Origin of the sequence: Aromatoleum bremense (assembly GCF_017894365.1) — a bacterium.
GTDB classification, from domain to species: Bacteria; Pseudomonadota; Gammaproteobacteria; order Burkholderiales; family Rhodocyclaceae; genus Aromatoleum; species Aromatoleum bremense.
Genome location: NZ_CP059467.1, coordinates 4,358,621 through 4,376,837 on the forward strand (window position 1 = coordinate 4,358,621; position 18,217 = coordinate 4,376,837).

At 62.0% G+C, this 18,217-nt stretch carries 13 protein-coding genes; 6 read left to right on the forward strand and 7 right to left on the reverse strand.

Annotated features, from left to right (window positions below; translation table 11 throughout):
- Nucleotides 1-8: 8 nt before the first annotated feature.
- A complete protein-coding gene (locus tag pbN1_RS20555) occupies nt 9-1,655 on the reverse strand; it encodes an AMP-binding protein (protein WP_210147603.1) in 1,647 nt (548 codons plus the stop codon).
- Between the two features lie 27 nt (nt 1,656-1,682).
- Nucleotides 1,683-3,665, reverse strand: a complete 1,983-nt coding sequence (locus tag pbN1_RS20560; protein ID WP_280516168.1) for an oxidoreductase — start codon at nt 3,663-3,665, stop codon at nt 1,683-1,685.
- 267 nt (nt 3,666-3,932) lie between these two features.
- Between pbN1_RS20560 and pbN1_RS20565 the strand changes: the two genes are divergently transcribed.
- The 4 genes from pbN1_RS20565 (at nt 3,933) to ilvA (ending at nt 8,868) form a co-directional block, all read left to right on the forward strand.
- Entirely contained in the window at nt 3,933-5,729 is a 1,797-nt protein-coding gene (locus pbN1_RS20565; RefSeq protein WP_169203576.1) for an acyl-CoA dehydrogenase, read from the forward strand.
- Between the two features lie 57 nt (nt 5,730-5,786).
- Nucleotides 5,787-6,581 carry an enoyl-CoA hydratase gene (locus pbN1_RS20570; RefSeq protein WP_169203577.1) on the forward strand — a complete coding sequence of 265 codons (795 nt, stop codon included), beginning with the start codon at nt 5,787-5,789 and terminating at the stop codon, nt 6,579-6,581.
- 236 nt (nt 6,582-6,817) lie between these two features.
- Nucleotides 6,818-7,315, forward strand: coding sequence for a MarR family winged helix-turn-helix transcriptional regulator (locus tag pbN1_RS20575; RefSeq protein WP_169203578.1), 498 nt, complete (start codon nt 6,818-6,820; stop codon nt 7,313-7,315).
- Between the two features lie 32 nt (nt 7,316-7,347).
- Nucleotides 7,348-8,868: a threonine ammonia-lyase, biosynthetic gene (ilvA, locus tag pbN1_RS20580; RefSeq protein WP_169203579.1), complete on the forward strand. Its 1,521-nt coding sequence runs from the start codon at nt 7,348-7,350 to the stop codon at nt 8,866-8,868.
- A 144-nt stretch (nt 8,869-9,012) separates the two neighbouring features.
- Here ilvA and pbN1_RS20585 read toward each other — a convergent pair whose 3' ends face one another.
- Nucleotides 9,013-9,780, reverse strand: coding sequence for a 3-hydroxyacyl-CoA dehydrogenase (locus pbN1_RS20585; protein WP_169203580.1), 768 nt, complete (start codon nt 9,778-9,780; stop codon nt 9,013-9,015).
- 10 nt (nt 9,781-9,790) lie between these two features.
- Nucleotides 9,791-11,044 carry a thiolase family protein gene (locus pbN1_RS20590; protein ID WP_169203581.1) on the reverse strand — a complete coding sequence of 418 codons (1,254 nt, stop codon included), beginning with the start codon at nt 11,042-11,044 and terminating at the stop codon, nt 9,791-9,793.
- 326 nt (nt 11,045-11,370) lie between these two features.
- Between pbN1_RS20590 and pbN1_RS20595 the strand changes: the two genes are divergently transcribed.
- A complete protein-coding gene (locus pbN1_RS20595; RefSeq protein ID WP_169203582.1) occupies nt 11,371-13,026 on the forward strand; it encodes a PAS domain-containing sensor histidine kinase in 1,656 nt (551 codons plus the stop codon).
- A gap of 125 nt (nt 13,027-13,151) precedes the next feature.
- Here pbN1_RS20595 and pbN1_RS20600 read toward each other — a convergent pair whose 3' ends face one another.
- Nucleotides 13,152-14,627 (reverse strand): IS5 family transposase, encoded by a 1,476-nt coding sequence (locus pbN1_RS20600; RefSeq protein ID WP_210147604.1) that lies wholly within the window; start codon nt 14,625-14,627, stop codon nt 13,152-13,154.
- A gap of 95 nt (nt 14,628-14,722) precedes the next feature.
- Here pbN1_RS20600 and pbN1_RS20605 point away from each other — a divergent pair, with 95 nt between their 5' ends.
- Nucleotides 14,723-15,295 (forward strand): response regulator transcription factor, encoded by a 573-nt coding sequence (locus pbN1_RS20605; protein ID WP_210147605.1) that lies wholly within the window; start codon nt 14,723-14,725, stop codon nt 15,293-15,295.
- 177 nt (nt 15,296-15,472) lie between these two features.
- Here pbN1_RS20605 and pbN1_RS20610 read toward each other — a convergent pair whose 3' ends face one another.
- A complete protein-coding gene (locus tag pbN1_RS20610) occupies nt 15,473-16,516 on the reverse strand; it encodes a CobW family GTP-binding protein (RefSeq protein ID WP_169203584.1) in 1,044 nt (347 codons plus the stop codon).
- A gap of 194 nt (nt 16,517-16,710) precedes the next feature.
- Nucleotides 16,711-17,892, reverse strand: coding sequence for a transposase (locus tag pbN1_RS20615; protein ID WP_169204315.1), 1,182 nt, complete (start codon nt 17,890-17,892; stop codon nt 16,711-16,713).
- Nucleotides 17,893-18,217: the final 325 nt, after the last annotated feature.

Below are 18,217 nucleotides of genomic sequence, written 5' to 3' on the forward strand. Positions count from 1 at the left end.
TTTGCTATTCACGCTTTACGCGCCGAGATGACTTCTGCCGCGTGGGCACGAAGCTTGAATTTCTGCAGCTTTCCCGTTGCCGTTCGGGTAATCGGCTCGAAGATGATGTGCCGTGGGACTTTGAAGCCCGGCAACTTGGTGCGGCAGAACTGAATCACGTCCTGTTCGGAGACCTTGCCGACGTGCTCGGGTCTGAGATCGATGATTGCGCACGGCACCTCGCCCCACTTTTCGTCGGGAACCGCAACCACGGCGACCTCCGCAATCGCCGGGAGGGTGTAGAGGACGTCTTCGAGTTCGAGCGAGGAAACGTTCTCGCCACCGGAAATGATGATGTCCTTGGAACGATCCTTGATCTCGATGTAGCCGTCCTCATGCATGACGGCGAGGTCACCGGTGTGATACCAGCCGTCGGCAAAGGCTTCCCGGGTTGCGGCGGGGTTCTTGAGATAGCCCTTCATCGCTAGGTTGCCCCTGAACATCACCTCGCCGATCGTCTTGCCGTCACGCGGAACGGACTCGTACGAGTCGGGGGCGCAGACGATCATTTCATCCGCAACCACCGTCCGTACCCCCTGACGGCCGAGACGGCCCATCCGCTCCGTCAGATCCAGGCCTTCCCAGCTCTCCTGGGATTGGCAAAGGGTCGTAATTCCGTGCATCTCGGTCATGCCATAGACATGGAGCACCGAAAAGCCCATCTCGACGACTTGTTGCAGGACTGAAACCGGCGGAGACGCCCCGGCGCACACCACCTTGATCGGCTCGTCAGGAGCTTTCCAGGACGCCGGCTTGCCCGCGATCAGAAAGTTCAGAACCGTGGGAGCACTGCAGAAATGGGTGACCTGATGCTGCTCGATCGCCGCGAAAATGTCGCTGGCGGCAGCTTTGCGCAAGCAGACATGCGTGCCCCCGACCGCGGCCAGTGCCCAGGCATAGCACCAGCCGTTGCAGTGGAAGAGCGGCAGCGTCCACAAATAGACGGGCCGCCGCCCCGCCAATTCCGCATTGATGATCTGGCCCAGGGAATTCAGGTAAGCCCCGCGGTGATGGTAGACGACCCCTTTCGGATTGCCAGTCGTGCCCGAGGTGTAGTTCAGCGCGATGGCTTCCCATTCCTCTTCGGGATAGCGAACGGAGACGGTCCGGGGCGCCGACTCGAGGAAGTCCTCGTACTCGATCTTCCCGATCAGATCGGTCGATCCGGCGTCACTGTCCGCGATGTCGATGACCGGAATCGGCATGCCGCTCAGGGCGATCGCGTCCCGAGCCACCTTGGCGAATTGCTGATCGACCAGCATTACCTTCGTCTCGGAGTGCTCCAGAATGAAAGCAACTGCCGCTGCATCGAGGCGAATGTTGATGCAATTGATGACGCCACCCGAAAGCGGAACACCGAACTGTGCCTCGACCATCGCCGGAACATTGGGGGCCATGATCGCAACCGTGTTACCGCGTTCGACCCCGGAAGCGATCAGCGCGCGGGCAAGTTTATGGCAGCGATCCGAATACTCGGCCCAGGTGTACCGACGGTCCTTGTAGATGACCGCAGTACGATCCGGAAATACCTCGGCAGCGCGCGTGAGGAAGCGAATTGGCGTCAGCGCCTGGAAGTTGGCCTGGCACTTTTCGAGATCGGTATTGAATTTGTGCATGGTTTGCATCCCCGGAATTGCTCGCCCTTAGATCGAAACGGCGAGGCGGGTCGCCTGATCGATCGCCCTCAGGGCGTCCAGCTCGCTGGCAACGTCGGCCCCGCCAATCACATGGAATTTGACGCCGGCTTGATCGAGCTCGGCATAAAGTTCCCGGTTCGACACCTGGCCGGCACACAGGATGACGTTGTCGACTTGCAGCACGTGCGACTCGCCATCGACCGAGTAATGCAGGCCGTGGTCATCGATCGCGCTATAGGACGCGCCGGCAGTCATCGTCACCTTTGCCTTGCGGAGGCGGGCCTTCAGGATCCAGCCGGTGGACTTGCCGAGGTTCTTGCCCAGCGTTTCCGTCTTGCGCTGGAACATATGGACGGTCCGGATCGGCGCGTGCTCGGCCGCGGGCAAAAGACCGCCCGGGGTCGCGTTGGTCGCATCGACGCCCCATGCCTTGAAGAAGCTCGAAGGCTTGAGACCCTCATCGTGATCGCCAAGCAGAAACTCGGCGACGTCGAATCCGATCCCCCCTGCGCCGATGATGGCGACGGTATTACCAACGGTCGCGCGCCCCGTCAGCACATCGATATAGCTGAGGACTTTCGCGTGATTGATGCCGTGAATGTCGGGGGTACGGGGAAGCACACCGGTGGCGATCACGACTTCATCGAACTTCCCGCCGCCCAGGTCATCGACCGTGGCTTTCTTCCCGAGTTGGATCTTGACCCAGTTCTTTTCCAGCATGACCCGGAAGTAGCGAAGCATTTCGTTGAACTCGCTCTTGCCCGGGACCGCCTTGGCCATGTTCAACTGCCCGCCGAGTTGGCTGGCCGCCTCGAAGAGCGTGACGTGATGACCGCGCTCGGCGGCATTGACCGCAAACGCCATTCCCGCCGGCCCGCCACCGACCACCGCAATTCGCTTTGCCTCCGCAGCCTTGCCCGCCTTGAACTCGATCTCGCGACCCGCTCGGGGATTGACCAGGCAGGTCGCCGTACGGTCGGTGAAGATGCGATCCAGACATGCCTGATTGCACGCGATACAGGTGTTGATTTCCGTGCTCAGCCCGAGGCGCGTCTTCCTCGCGAAATCGGGGTCGGCCAGAAGCGGCCGCGCCATTGACACCAGGTCCGCCGCACCGGATGCGATGATCTCTTCGGCCGTCTCCGGCATATTGATCCGGTTGGACGCCATCACCGGAATCGACACCGCATCCTTGACGTTCCTCACCGCAGAAATCCATGCGCCACGCGGCACCGCAGCCGCCATGGTGGGCACCCCGGATTCATGCCAGCCCACGCCGATATTGATGAGATCGGCACCCGCGGCTTCGACCCGACGTGCGAACTCGGCGATCTCGGGGCCGGTCATGCCGCCATCCATCAGGTCGATGGCCGAGATTCGGTAGATGACCATGAAGCCACTGTCCACGCGTGCCCGGACCGCCTTGATGATCTCCAGCGGAAACCGGAGGCGTTTGTCGAAGCTGCCGCCGAATTCGTCGTCACGATGATTGGTGATTGCCGCCGTGAACTCGTTGATCAGGTAACCCTCGGAGCCCATGATCTCGACGCCCTCGTAGCCGGCCTCCTCGGCCAGATAAGCGGTGTGGGCGTAGCTCTCGACCAGCTCCCAGACTTCCCGGGTGCTCAAGTCGCGCGGCGGGAAGACGTTGATGCGCGCTTTTCCCAACGATGGCGCGACACACGTCGGCACCTTTGCATAGCGCCCGGCGTGCAGGATCTGCAGAACGATGCGTCCACCGGCCTTGTGCACCTCGGAGGTGACCAGTCGATGCTCGGGGAGCTGATCCACGCTGTTCAGCACCGGTGCATCCTTGTCCATTACTCCTTCCGGCGTAGGTGAATAGCCGCCGGTGAGGATGAGACCGATCTCACCCGCAGCCCGGGTCGCGTAGAACGCCGCAAGCCGCTCATGGGGACGATCGAGGGTCTCGAGGCGCGTGTGCATCGCACCCATGACCATTCGATTGGGTAGCACCGTGTCCGCCACGCGGAGCTCGGAAAGGAGGTGAGGAAAGGTCATGGTTTGTCTCCGTGGTTGTATTTGTCAGCCTCGGGTTCATCTTGGATCCGTGCGGTATTTGTGTCAAGTACTTGATAGATATTTTTCTCAGATGTAGAGTTGCATTGCGTTTTAAGGCGATACATCTATACCGCTATATCAAGGCGTTTACTCATAAACCTCACTCTCCCTTCAACATGCGACACGGGCTCGCGCGCGTTCCGGTCATGTTGCCCACCAGCTCACGGATCCCTTATGAACGAATACATCGCCCCGCTACATGAGATGCGCTTTCTGCTTCATGACATGGCCAGCCTCGATGAAGTCGCAGGACTCCCTGGCTATGAAGAGACATCGCCAGACCTGGCGGATGCCATCCTCGAAGAGGCGGGGAAGTTCGCTAATGGCGTTCTGTCCCCCCTCAATCGCAGCGGCGATATCGAAGGCGCGCGGTGGCAGGCTGATGGCGTTCGCATGCCCGGCGGGTGGCGCGAGGCGTACAAACTGTTCAGCGAGAGCGGCTGGACCTCGCTTGCCTCGCCGAAGGAATCAGGCGGCCAAGAGCTTCCGCAACTGCTGTCGACCTTCGTCGAAGAGATTTGGAATGGGGCAAACATGGCTTTCGCCCTCTCCCCCATGCTGACTCGCGGCGCCCAGCAGGTACTCGAACTTCGAGGGTCCGACTACCTCAAAAGAACATTCCTGCCCGCGATGGTGCGTGGCGAATGGACCGGCACGATGGTGCTCACGGAACCGCAGGCCGGATCCGACCTTGCAGCCATTCGCACACGCGCCATCCGCCAAGCCGATGGCACCTACCGGCTGCATGGCCAGAAGATTTTCATCACCTACGGTGACCACGACATGGCGCCCAACATCGTGCATCTGGTCCTTGCGCGAGTCGAAGGCGCACCGGCAGGCAGCAAGGGCATCTCCCTGTTCGTCGTACCCAAGATCCTGGTCGATGCGGACGGCTCGCTCGGCGCCCCCAACGATGTCCGCTGTGTTTCGATCGAACACAAGATGGGGATCCACGCCAGCCCGACCTGCGTAATGGCCTTTGGCGACAACCAGGGGGCGACCGGATACCTCGTCGGCGAAGAAAATCGCGGCCTGGACAACATGTTCATCATGATGAATGCGGCTCGATTCGCCGTTGGCCTCGAGGGACTGGGTATCGGCGAGCGTGCCTATCAACGCGCCCTCGCCTATGCGAAAGAACGTATCCAGGGCTCGGAACTCGGCGACAAGTCGGGCACGAGGGTGCCTATCGTGCGGCATCCCGACGTTCGACGGATGCTCCTGTCGATGAAATCCCGCATCGAGGTCATGCGCGCCCAGGCGTGCTCGATTGCGGTTGCCATGGATGTCGCCGCCCGGCATCCCGACGAAGCGATGCGCAACGAGAGCCTGGCATTTGTCGACCTGATGATGCCCGTCGCCAAGGGCTGGTTCACGGAAAGCGGTATCGATATTGCGTCCCTCGGCATCCAGATCCATGGCGGCATTGGTTTCATCGAGGAAACCGGCGCCGCACAGCACCTGAGAGATGCCCGAATCACGGCCATCTACGAGGGAACCACAGGCATCCAGGCAGCCGACCTCATCGGCCGCAAGGTGGCACGGGACGAGGGCAAATCCATCCTCGCTCTCGTCGAGAAGATGCGCAAGGTTCAATCCGACCTCGAACGCCATGACGAATCCGACCTGACCGCGCTCGGGACCGCCCTCAGGGACGGCATCGATGCGCTGACAAGAAGTGTCGAGTTCGTCCTCGACACCTACGCCGTCGAGCCCAATCGTGCGGCCGCCGGCGCCGCCCCCTTCCTCGAACTCTTCAGCATTGTCACCGGTGGTTGGCAGCTCGGTCGTTCGGCGCTGGTTGCAACGGACAAACTTCGAGCAGCCGCCGGCCAATCGACGTTCTACAAGACGAAGGTCCGAACGGCCCGGTTCTTTACCGATCATTTCCTGTCCCGTGCCAACGGCTTGGCTCTAGCCATCACCGCGGGAGCGGAAGCGGTGCTCGCGATGGATGAATCGAACTTCTAACGGACGTGCCTAGCGTCGCCGTCTTTGACCAACCACTTGTGCCAAAAGGAGCTCAACATGGAATTCTCGAACATCACCCTCACATTCGACGGAAGCATCGCCCGGCTGACACTGAACCGCCCGGAGAAACTCAACAGCCTGAACGATGAGACAAATCGTGAATTGCTGGCTGCCCTGGATCAGGTGCAGGATCACGGATCGGCCCGCGTTCTGGTCATCACCGGTGCCGGACGAGCGTTCTGCGCCGGCCAGGACCTTGCCGACCCCGCCATGCAAGCCAAGGGTGGCAAGCTTCCCGACATCGGCAACGTCGTCGAAAGGAATTTCAAACCACTGGTGATGCGCCTCCAGAACCTGCGCGTACCGACCATTGCAGCGGTCAATGGTGTCGCCGCAGGTGGCGGCGCGTCGTTCGCACTCGCCTGCGACGTCGTTGTTGCCACCCAGTCCGCGTATTTCCTTCAGGCCTTTTCCCGCATTGCGCTCAGCCCGGATACCGGAAGCACCTGGTTCCTGCCGCAGCGCCTCGGGATCGCTCGCGCCTTGGGCCTGGCGATGTTCGCGGAAAAACTCCCCGCTGCAAAAGCTGCCGAATGGGGCCTGATCTGGCAGGCACTGGACGACAGCGAGTTCTCGGCCGGCGTCGATGCGCTCGCCCAGCAATTGGCCGCCATGCCCACCAAAGCCCTTGTCCGCACCCGACAGGCGATGCATGCGTCCACAACGAATACCCTGGAACAGCAACTATCGCTGGAAGCTTGCTTCGTCCGCGAACTTGGATGGAGCGAAGACTATCGCGAAGGCGTCGAAGCCTTTACCGAAAAGCGCCAACCAGTCTTTACCGGCAACTGATTTCAGGACGTTTCGACTACGCCGGGCCGTAGGACAGGCACCCTTGTCCTACGGTTTCGCTCAAGTCACGACACCGGGCGCTTCCGTCCGGGAACGTACCACGCCGCATGCCGACGTACACGGGGACACGGCATGATCCATCCACTCTTCGGGCCCGAGACCTCCGCTGGTAGACTGATATGTTCGTTTCGATCCCGAAACATGATCTGCAATCCCTTGGATGGATCCATCGCCCCATGAGCAACCCCATCGACCCTGCCTACGACCAGTCCGTATCCGCGATCCACAACCGACTGTTTTTCCGAATGTTTCAGGTTGGCGTTACGTTGGAACGGCGATCCACCAAGGAGATCGGCATTACCTCGGTCCAGTGGTCGGTACTTGGTGCACTTTCGCGTCCAAAGGTCGTTGAAGGGATGCTTTTTTCCGATCTCGCCGAGTATCTGGGTGTCAGCCGCCAAAACCTGGATGCCGTCCTGAAGCGCCTCGAACGGGACGACCAGGTCAAGCGGGTTGCCGATACCGTCGATCGCCGTGCGAAGCGCGTTGTTCTGACACCGACCGGGCGAGAATTCTGGAACAACATTCAACCCAAGATCTACGAGTTCTATCGACAGTCGATGGAGGAATTCCGGTTCGACGACAAGGTTGCCTTCGTTCATTACCTTAACCGGGTAAGGGACGGAATGGAGAAGGTCGACTTGTCAAAGGTCGGGTCGCCCTCCGATCTTTAGCGTTTTTCTCCAGCCCTTTCGTCGTCCGCCCTATGTCCCCCAGCCCTCCCGACTATCTGGAAAAGATTCTCAACGCCCAGGTCTACGATGTCGCCATCGAATCGCCCCTGGACCTTGCCAAGAATCTTTCGGCCCGCATTTCCAATCGCGTCCTCCTGAAGCGCGAGGACATGCAACCGGTGTTCTCTTTCAAGATCCGCGGGGCTTACAACAAGATGGCCCACCTCTCGGCGGAAAAGAAGAGCCGCGGCGTAATCGCGGCCTCAGCCGGCAATCACGCTCAAGGGGTCGCGCTCGCGGCCCAGCAGATGGGCGTCCGTGCGGTCATCGTCATGCCGACCACGACGCCACCGATCAAGATCGAGGGCGTACGCAGTCGGGGCGGCGAGGTGGTGTTGTTCGGTGACTCATTCGATGAGGCCTACGCCCACGCCCTGGAACTGGAAGAGGCCGAGAAGCTAACCTTCGTCCATCCCTTCGACGATCCCGAAGTGATCGCGGGCCAAGGCACCATCGGCATGGAAATCCTCCGCCAGCACCCCAAACCCATTCACGCGGTTTTCTGTGCCATCGGCGGGGGCGGATTGATCGCCGGCGTCGGCGCCTACATCAAGCGCCTGCGTCCCGACGTGAAGATCATCGGTGTCGAAACCGTCGACGCAGACGCGATGGCCCGCTCCCTGAAAGCCGGCCGCCGCATCCGATTGGAGCAGGTCGGCCTGTTTGCCGATGGCACTGCGGTCAAGTACGTCGGCGAGGAAACCTTCCGCATCTGCCGCCAGGTCGTCGACGAAGTCGTCCTGGTCGACACCGACGCCATCTGCGCGGCGATCAAGGACGTCTTCGAGGACACCCGGTCCATCCTCGAACCTTCCGGCGCACTCGCCATCGCCGGCGCCAAGGCATATGCTGAAAAGCACCAGCTCAAGGACAGGACCCTGGTTGCCGTCGCCTCCGGCGCCAATACCAACTTCGACCGCCTCCGCTTCGTCGCGGAGCGCGCTGAGGTGGGCGAGCAGCGTGAGGCCATCCTAGCCGTCACCCTCCCCGAGAAGCCGGGCTCCTACAAGAAATTCGTTTCGGTGGTCGGCCAGCGCAGCATCACCGAGTTCAACTACCGCTACAACCGAGCCTCCGAAGCCCATGTCTTTGTCGGCATACAGGTCGCCAACCGGCACGAATCCCTGAAGCTGATCGACCGACTCCAAAAGCAAGGCTTTGCCACCGTTGACCTGACCGACGACGAGCTGGCCAAAATGCATATCCGCCACATGGTCGGCGGCCACGCCCCCAAGGTCGAGAACGAAATTCTCTACCACTTCGAATTTCCAGAGCGCCCTGGCGCCCTGATGAACTTCCTCAACAAGATGAGTGCGAACTGGAACATCAGCCTCTTTCACTACCGGAACCACGGCGCTGACTACGGACGCATCCTGGTTGGCATGCAAGTACCGCCCGAAGAGATGCTCAAGTTCCAGGACTTTCTAAAAAACCTGGGCTACCGCTACTGGGAAGAATCCAGCAACCCTGCATACCAACTCTTCCTCGGGTAATCCGAGGTCCCTGCGTCAACCAGTGGCCATCGCGCGATCCGCACAACCGGCTCGACCCGATCTCCCGCTGCAGCCGGCTCCCCATCACGGATTCATCGGGTACGTTCGGGCAAGACTGGCACCCCGCAGGCCTGCCAACCTCTCTCAACGCGGCGCGAGCCGGATCGCCCCGTCTAGGCGGATCGTTTCGCCGTTGAGCATCACGTTCTCGACGATCTGGCGTGCCAGCTGCGCATATTCGGCCGGCTCTCCGAGGCGCGGCGGGAACGGCACCGTCTCACCGAGCGTTTTCTGCACATCAGGCGGCAAGCCCTGCATCATCGGCGTCAGGAACAGGCCCGGCGCGATCGTCACGACACGGATGCCGAAGCGGGCGAGTTCGCGTGCGATCGGCAGCGTCATCGACACGATGCCGCCTTTCGACGCGGCGTAGCCGGCCTGGCCGATCTGGCCGTCGTAGGCGGCGACCGATGCGGTGTTGATGATGACGCCGCGCTCGCCACCGGCATTCGCTTCGCCCTTCGACATCGCTTCGGAGGCGATGCGGATCATGTTGAAGGTGCCGACGAGGTTCACGTTCACGATGCGGCTGAAGACGTCCAGTGGATGCGGGCCGTCCTTACCCAGGACCTTGGCTGCCGTGCCGATGCCGGCACAGCTAACCAGCCCGTTGAGGGTGCCGAAACGCTTCAGTGCAACTTCGACACAGCCGCGCGCATCGGCTTCGAAAGCGACATCCGTGCGATGGAAGGCCGCACGGCTGCCGAACTCGTCGGCGAGCTTCTCGCCGGCGGCGGTGTTCAGATCCGCGATGACAACGTTCGCACCTGCTGCGTGGAAGGCTCGTGCGGTGGCTTCGCCCAGTCCCGACGCGCCGCCGGTGATGATGAAGGTGCTGTTTTCGAATTTCATGTCTGGGGCCTCACGTCACGTTCTCGACGATGATCGCCACGCCCTGCCCGCCACCCGCACAGGCCGAGGACACGCCGTACTGCAGCCCCGCTTCCTGCAACTCGCGTGCGACGGTGGTCGTCAGGCGCACGCCGGACGCGCCGAGCGGATGGCCGATCGCGATCGCGCCGCCATGCACATTGCTCTTATCGCGGTCGAGTCCGAGCTCCTTCTCGCAGGCGAGGTACTGCGCGCCGAACGCCTCGTTGATCTCGATACGGCCCAGGTCTCCCACAGTCAGGCCGGCGATCTGCGTTGCAGCGCGGATGGCCGGCGCCGGCCCGATGCCCATGATTTCGGGCGGAACTGCGACCACAGCGCCTGCCACGATCCGCGCCAGCGGCTTCACGCCGTTCGCCCGCACCCAGTCGCCGTCGGCGACGATAAGCGCCGCAGCACCGTCGACGATCGCGGAGCTGTTGCCGCCCGTCTGCACGCCACCGAAGGCGGGTTTGAGCTTCTGCAGAGCCTCGTAGGACGTCTGGCGCACGTGGCCGTCGCGCTCGAAACTTTCGGCGCGGTCGGCGAGCTTCAGCGAACGGGCGTTGTAGCCGTCGAGCTCCCACTTGGCATTGACCACGGGCGTCACCTCGCCCGCGAACCATCCCGATTGCCAGGACTCGACTGCACGCGCGAAGCTCTGTGCAGCGAAGCGGTCGACCTCTTCACGCGAGATGCCGTATTGCCGGGCGAGGTTTTCCGCAGTGTCGCCCATGCTGGTACTGGATGCGGTGTCCTTGGTCGCTTCCCACAGGAAGTCACGGAAGTCGAGCTGGCCCATGCGGAAGCCCGCACGGTGCGTGTAGGCAGCGATCGGGTTGCGCGACATCGACTCGGTGCCCACGCACAACGCCACCTTCGCCTTGCCCAGCGCGATCTGGTCGGCAGCGGCGATGATGGTCTCGAAACCGGTACCGCACAGGCGCTGCACGAGCAACGCCGGAACGGAGGGATTCACGCCCGAATACAGGCCGATGTGACGCGGCAAGTAATAGGTGTCGAAGCTCGCCTGTGCCACGTTGCCGCCGACGATCGCGTCAACCTCGCGGGCCGGAACGCCGCTCCTTTCGAACAGCGCGCGCGCAGCAAAAATACCGAGATCGGTCGGCGACACGTCGCGCAACACGCTGTTGTAGTCGGCGAACGGGGTGCGCTGGCCGGCGACGAGCCAGATGTCGTCGTAGGTGCTGGCTATCGCTTTCTGGACTGATTCTTCGTATGCCATCAGAACTCCTTTCGGGGTGGGGGCGCATGGAGCCACGGACGGTGACTCAGCTTGGAGCCGAGTCTAGGGACGCCGCCGCACGCACACATCGGGAGAGATTCCCTATGGATCTAAAGTGATTCCGTAGTGCGCCGCACAATAACGAATCCTGTTACACGGCGAACATTTCGGGCGATGTGCCAGCCACCAGCACTGGGAAGGACCCAGAGCGGTGCATATGGCATTATTGCGCCGCAATATCCACATGGGAGGCACATTTGCTGAGGACACTGTCGCCGGCCCGCTGGCTTATCATCGGAAGGGTGAGTCCCGCCAAGCGATCAGACATGCCAGCCGACAAGCGAGCCCCCGCACCACCAGCGCGGGAGGGCTACACGTTTCCCTACGAGGAGCTCTACAACAACACCATCGTCGGCATCTGCTTCCTCAAGGACCGGCACATCATCTGGGCCAATCCGCGCATGGCCGAGATGCTCGGTTACGCCCCCGGCGAACTGGATGACCACGACGTGCGGATCATCTACGCCAGCGAGGAGGAATACGATCGCGTCGGCAGGCTTTACCCGGAAATGGCGCGCGACCAAGGTTACATCCATGAACGCCAGCTCATTCGCCGCAATGGCGAGGTGTTCTGGTGCCTGCTCTCCGGGCGTCTGACCGACCCCACCGATCCGGGCTCGCCGTCGGTGTGGGTACTGCAGGACGTCAGCGACCGCCGGCTGGCAGAAGAACAGTTGCGCCGCACCAACCTGCAGCTCGAACAGATGGTCGAGCGCCGCACCCGCTCATTGCAGCACACCAACGAAGCGCTGCGCGCCGAGGTCGAACGGCGCCGCGCGGCCCAGCAGGCCGCGACTGAGAGCCGCGAAAAATACCGATCGCTGTTCCGTAACCTCCCGCTCGGAGTGCTGGTCCTCGACGCCAACGGGACGGTCGTGGAGTGTAACCGCTCGCTGCTGTCCTACCTCGGCGCACGGACCGCGAAAGACATGCCGCGGCTGCTGGAAGACCCGACGCGCGCGTTCCGCGACGGGCAACCCACGTCGCTCGCGGCGCTGCTGCGCGACGAACTTTCCCCCGAACAGTGCCGCGTGGCCGACTTCGAATTTGGCTGGGTCACGCGGGACGGCGGGCGGCGCGACTTCACGGTGATCTCCGCGCCGCGCAGCAGCGCAGTCACCTTCACCTTCAACGACGTCACGCAGCAACGCCTCGCGATGGAACGCGAACGCCAGCAGCGCGACGCCCTGACCCACGCCTCGCGCCTGTCGCTGGTCGGGCAAATGGCCTCGGCCCTCGCCCATGAACTCGGCCAGCCGCTCAACGCCTGCCAGAGCTACCTGGCCGGGCTCTCGCTACGCCTCAAGCAGGGCGACGCGGACCTGAAAAGCATCACGCACGCGGTCGCCAAGATCGGCATGCACCTCGCGCAGGCGACGGAGATCATGCGCAACGTGCGCGGCTTCGTCTCCCGCCGGCCGGCCAACTTCACTCACACCGACCTGACGGACCTGATCCGCCGGACGATCACGCTCATGGAGGCGCAGCTCCGCACGGCCGGCGTGCGCCCGCTTGTCACCGCCGCAGACCGCCTGCCGCAGGTGTCCTGCACACCGGTCGAAATCCAGCAGGTCTTCGTCAACCTGATGCTCAACGCGCTCGACGCAATGCACGACGTGCCGGCCGACCGGCGACGGCTCGAAATCCGCCTGGCCCCGACAAAGGACGGGATGCTCGCAGTCACGGTCAGCGACAGCGGGCCCGGCGTCCCCCCCGCAGTGGCCGATCGCCTGTTCGAGCCCTACTTCACGACCAAACCAGCGGGACTGGGGATGGGGCTGATGATCTGTCGCAACATCGTCGAATCGCACGGCGGATCGATCGAGCTTTTGCCCTCGGGCGGTGCGGGCGGTGCGGGCGGTGCGGGCGGTGCGGGCGGTGCGGGCGGTGCCTTCCGATTCACGCTGCGCATCGCGGACTGACCCATGGACACCTCAACCGTTCAGGTCTTCCTTGTCGATGACGAACCAGATGTCCTCGAAGGGCTCGTCTGGCTGCTCGACTCGATCAAGGTCCCCTCGCGCGTATTCAGTCGGCCCTGCAAAATTCACCCGCCGGCCCCGGTTGCGACGGCATTCGAACCGTGGGGTGCAGGGCAGGTCCGCGTGAGCGAACGGTGAAGAACGAGCGCCAGTAGCGACAGCAATAGTGGACGCAAAAAAAGCGCCTTCAGCCCCAGGCGGAGCATTGCCCGCAGCAACCACCGCAGGTTGTACCCTGCAGCGCAGAGCACAGTATGCAATGCATCACCGAGTGAGCCCTGCAGCCAACATCTGTCCATTCGATGATCGGACTTCAGATGCCCAATCGCGGGTTCCACTGCCTGGCGCCGCTTGAGCCATCGGCGTTGCTGTTGTGTCAGTGACTTGTACTTGCCACGGTGAATGATCTGCACCCTCGGGTTGTCTGCATCCACGCCGCGATAGCCCAGATCGACGATCACCTGTTTCGGCGCCTTACCGGTCCCCTCCAGCAAGATCGCGGTTTGCTCCAGCTGCTGATTGAGCACATGGCCGTCATAGGGGTTACCTGGGAAAGTTCGCGCGCCCACCATCAGGCCACTCTTGTGCGTGACGGCAATGCTGGCCTTGACCCCAAACTCGTAGGGCTTACGCGCTTTTCCCTTGCCGATACACTCGACCTCCGGCGCGTGCAGCGCGTAGAGCTTGTTCTTGTCCTTGGGCTGTTGCGTGCGGATGCGCTCGGCACGCGCCATCAGGGTGGTCAGGCGGGTGATCGAGGCGCCCGATTGTGCCGTTGCCGTGGTGAGTTTGCGTTTGATCTCGCGCAGGACGATGCCAAGGATCGTGCGTTGCCGTTTGACGGTGCGTCGAAGGCGTTTGAACTGTTTGGCATGGGCGTAGCCGCCGGCCTTGCGTCGGAGCTCACGGCCTTCCTTGATGAAGGTCTGCTTCAGTGCGATGCCTGCCGACTTGGCCGCTTGCACGACTTTCGCCCGGGCAATCTCCAGCAACCGGCTATCGACCGGATGGGCGATGGCCTTCTCCTGCACGGTGCTGTCGACGATGACCCGTTCAAATTCAACCGGGCGTACCGCCTTTGTCGCCACGGCCGTGTCAATCGTGGCCTTGAGCAATTCTTCGACGCCGGCTTCGCCAATCGCCGTCCGAAACCGTCCAATCTGGGTGGCATCGCAAGGTAGCGTTGGCGTGTAGTAGTCCAGGCCGCTGAAAAATTGCCACACGACATTCTCCGACCACCGAACCACGAGTTCTTCATCGCTGAGATTGAACGCGTGCTTGAGGTAAAGCAGCGCAGCCATGAGCCGAATCGGTAGCCGCGGCCGGCCCGCCATGCTCACGCTGCTCCCCGCGATCTCGAGCGTCGTTCCGAACAGATCGGTGCCTTCGATGACCTGTCCTTCGCGGTGCTTACGGGCGAACGCCGGGGCCAAGGCCGCTTCGATCTGCGTCCAGGGTATGCGTGACGCCAACACCACCAACGGGTGCCGAAGATCAATCATCTGGTCGAGTCGGGATCGGAAAAAATCGTCGGTTGCCATCTGCACGGAGCCCCATTTCCCTGAGGTTTCAATCACCTGTATTTTACTTTCTGAGGGAAATCGTGGGGCTACTTTCTGACGGAATCCCAGTATTCATGCGGGCTGTGAGGGTTTTGCAGGGCCGACTATTCACGTCCGGCGAAGCATTCCTCCGGGCGGTTGCCCACGCACACGGCCCCGTATGCGCAGTGCTCGACCTGCGCATGCCCGGCATGAGCGGCCTCGAACTGCAGAAGAAGCTCGTCGACCTCGGCCGCGACATTCCACTGTTTTTCCTCACCGCCCACGGCGACGTCCCCGCCGCCGTCAACGCGATGCAGATGGGTGCGGTGACCTTCCTGCAGAAGCCGTTCAACGCGCAGGAATTTCTCGACGCGATCAACCGTATTCTGCGCCAAGCCGCGGACGACTACGCCGACCGTCAACGCAAGGCGCAATTCAGGCAACGGCTCGCAAGACTCTCCGCGCGAGAAATAGAGATCCTGGAGGCCATCACCAAGGGTTTTACCAGCAAAGAAATCGCGCGGATTTATGCCATCAGCCCCAAGACGGTGGACGTTCACCGTGCCAACGTCTTGCGCAAAATGGATGTCGCGAACGCAGCCGAACTGCAGCGACTGGTCAGCGACTTTGGCGTCCCGTCGGGGACGAAAAAAGCGGGACCTTGAGCGCCGTGCCCTGAGGATGCGATTGAGCGCTGGGCAAACAAGTCGCTGGCCACTTCCGTGACGGCGATATCCGACGCCCTCAAGGGCTAGGTCATCCGTCACGAATCGCACGTCGTCGGTTCCGCTCGGCAAGCCGTCGCCCTCGCCTCCACTGGACTTGGGAGTCCAGGCAACTAGCTAGCCCTTTGACGCCGATTCTGAAATCACTTCGCAACGGCGCAGCCCTGCTTTGATCCATCCCGGATCAATCGCTTGTCCAATGAACACTAGCAATGTGTGCCGCGGCTCAAAAGCGCGCCAGATAGTGCCGCCAGTAATCTGGAGGAGATTCTGCACGCCCTGAACAACGAGACGCGGTCGTTGATGTTCTGCCCAGACGATGCCCTTGTAACGCCACAGCCGAGAACCATAACGTTGCTGGGCCATGTCAAAGAATACGTTCAGACGTTCCAGGTCGAGCGGGACGTTGGACTCGAAGATGCACGACACGATATCGTTGGTGTGGCGGGGCGCCACTGGCCGAAAGCTCAAATCCGCAGCAGGTCTACGGCCTTTGAGCTGCTTCAGTTCCTCTGGGGGCACGTAGTCAAAACTGTATCCGTGCGCATCGAATAGCAGATTCAGCACGTCGGCAACGGGCGCGTTGTGTAAATCGACCGAGAGCAGTTCCGCTCGCGGGTTCATCTCCGCCAGGCGCCCACTGATAGCCTCGAGCTGCGACGGCGTGGCAAGATCGCATTTGGTCAGTAACAGGCGATCGGCATAGGCCACCTGCGCTCGATTTTCGATCTTGTCGAGTTGCGAGAACGCATGCACACTGTCGATCAGCGTGACAACGCCGTCAAGGTGAAATCGCGTCAGGATCGCCGTTTCGGCGAGGAAGGTCTGAATGATCGGCCCCGGGTCGGCAATACCTGTCGTTTCGATAAGAACACGATCAAAGACAAATCCTTGAATCTCGCTACTCTCGCTGAGCGTGTTGAGTGCGCGTGCAAGGTCACCGCGCACGGTACAGCACAAGCAGCCGTTGACAAGTTGGATGACGGTCTCGTCGCCTTCAGTCACAAGAAACTCGGCATCGACGCCGACCGCGCCGAACTCGTTTTCAATCACCGCGACACGCTGACCGTGCAACTCTCGCAGGATGCGGTTAACCAGCGTCGTCTTCCCGCTGCCGAGAAAGCCGGTGATTACTGTAACGGGAGTCGTGATATGCGTCATTTGAGCCTCTTGCAAAAGTCCCACTTCGGAATTGTGAAGCTGAGGCACTCGCCCGCCGGGAGCGAGATTTCCTCGTTGGCGAAGTCGGCAGGGCTTTTCGGCCAGGTCATTGGCATGTTCTTGCTATTTTTGGACGTAGGAGTCCTGCGTCATCGATGGCAGCGATGTCAGCGTAGGTGTCGCGGTGCGGAGTGTCATTGCCGCAATCGCATCAACTGATCAGCAGACAGCGCCAAGACACCGAACATCAGGTGCCCCATGACCTTGGTGCCGCCCTTGACCCGGAGAGTGTTGCCGCCGAACTCATCCTTGAGCCGCGCATTGCTGCGCTCGGCGACGGTGCGTTCGTTGTAACGGATCGCGTCAGCAGGCTCGAACGCCTCTTTCATCCCGCCACGCGGATTGTGGTCGATCAAGGGGACATGGCCGAGGCTGCGGCAGTGCTCATGCAACTCGAAGCTGCAATAGGCGGCATCCATGACGTCGTAGAGGTTGGTGACACGCTGCGCGCTGATCAGCGACAGGGGGATGGCAGCGCGGCTGTCGTGCATCGAGGCCGACGACAGCAGCGCCGCAATCGGCACGCCACAGTCGGCGGTGTCCAGGTGCAGCTTGTAGCCGTTCCAGCTGACTTTGTACCCTTGGGCATTGCACTTGGTGCCACGGTCGCACCCCGAGGGGATATCCTTGAGCATCTGCGCCAGGCTCTGCTGACGTTGGCGCTGGATGGGCGAAACCTTGGCAGGGGCACGGACTTTGCCGCGCCGGGGGCGGCCGCGGCCCCGTTTCTTCGCCGGAACCGCGGGCGTTGGCGCAGCCGGCGCCGCCTCGGTGATCAAGCACGATTGGGCCGCCGGCGCCGGCGCCGGGGTCGCCGCTGCACGCCGGCTCTGGGCCGGGCGCTCGCGCGCTTCGATCGCGGTGCCGTCGCGGCTGAGGTGCCCGATCAGTTCATTCCCAAGGTGTTCCTTGATGAGCGCCTCATGCACCCGTTCGGCCAGACGCGCCGCGGCGAACTCGTCAAACGCGCGCGAGAACGTGGACTCGGAGGGCAGTTTCCGGCACAGCGCAAAGCCACAGATGCGCCGCAGCGCACGATCGACCGTCAGACGCTCAATCAGCCCGACCGTGGTCGTCAGCCCCAACACGGCTTTGGCTACAAAGGCATTCGCCAGCCAGCTGCGCTCATGGGGCGGACGGCCCGTACCGCACCAGGATGCCGAAACGAATTCCTCGATGCGCACCCATTCCAGGGTGTGGATGACCCGCTCCAGCTTCGGCGTCAGTGCGCCCACCTCGTTCTTCAACTTGGGCAGCAGTTCGTGCTGAACCACATTCCACCGTTGCAGGATTACAGCGCGTCCGATAGCATCCATTTTGCGGGCGTTATGATGTTTGTGTGAGAACTTCATCATGCCAGAAATGGCCGCCCGCCCCCTCCGCCTTTGCCTCGCGCTGCAAAAAATTCCCCGCGCAGAGCGCTTTTTGCAAGAGGCTCATTTGTTACTCGACAGACAACATGATGGCCGCTCCCGTGTCACCTGCGCCGCGGCCTGTGACGACTCCAGCCGTTCCGTCGGCCGGGTGAGTTTGCGAGCCGTGTGTCGCTACACCTTCAGGCAGCACCGCTCTTAAGGCTGACAGACCCTCGGCCGTATAAGTCATTGACAGCTACCCTGCCAACGAACAAACGGCGAGGAC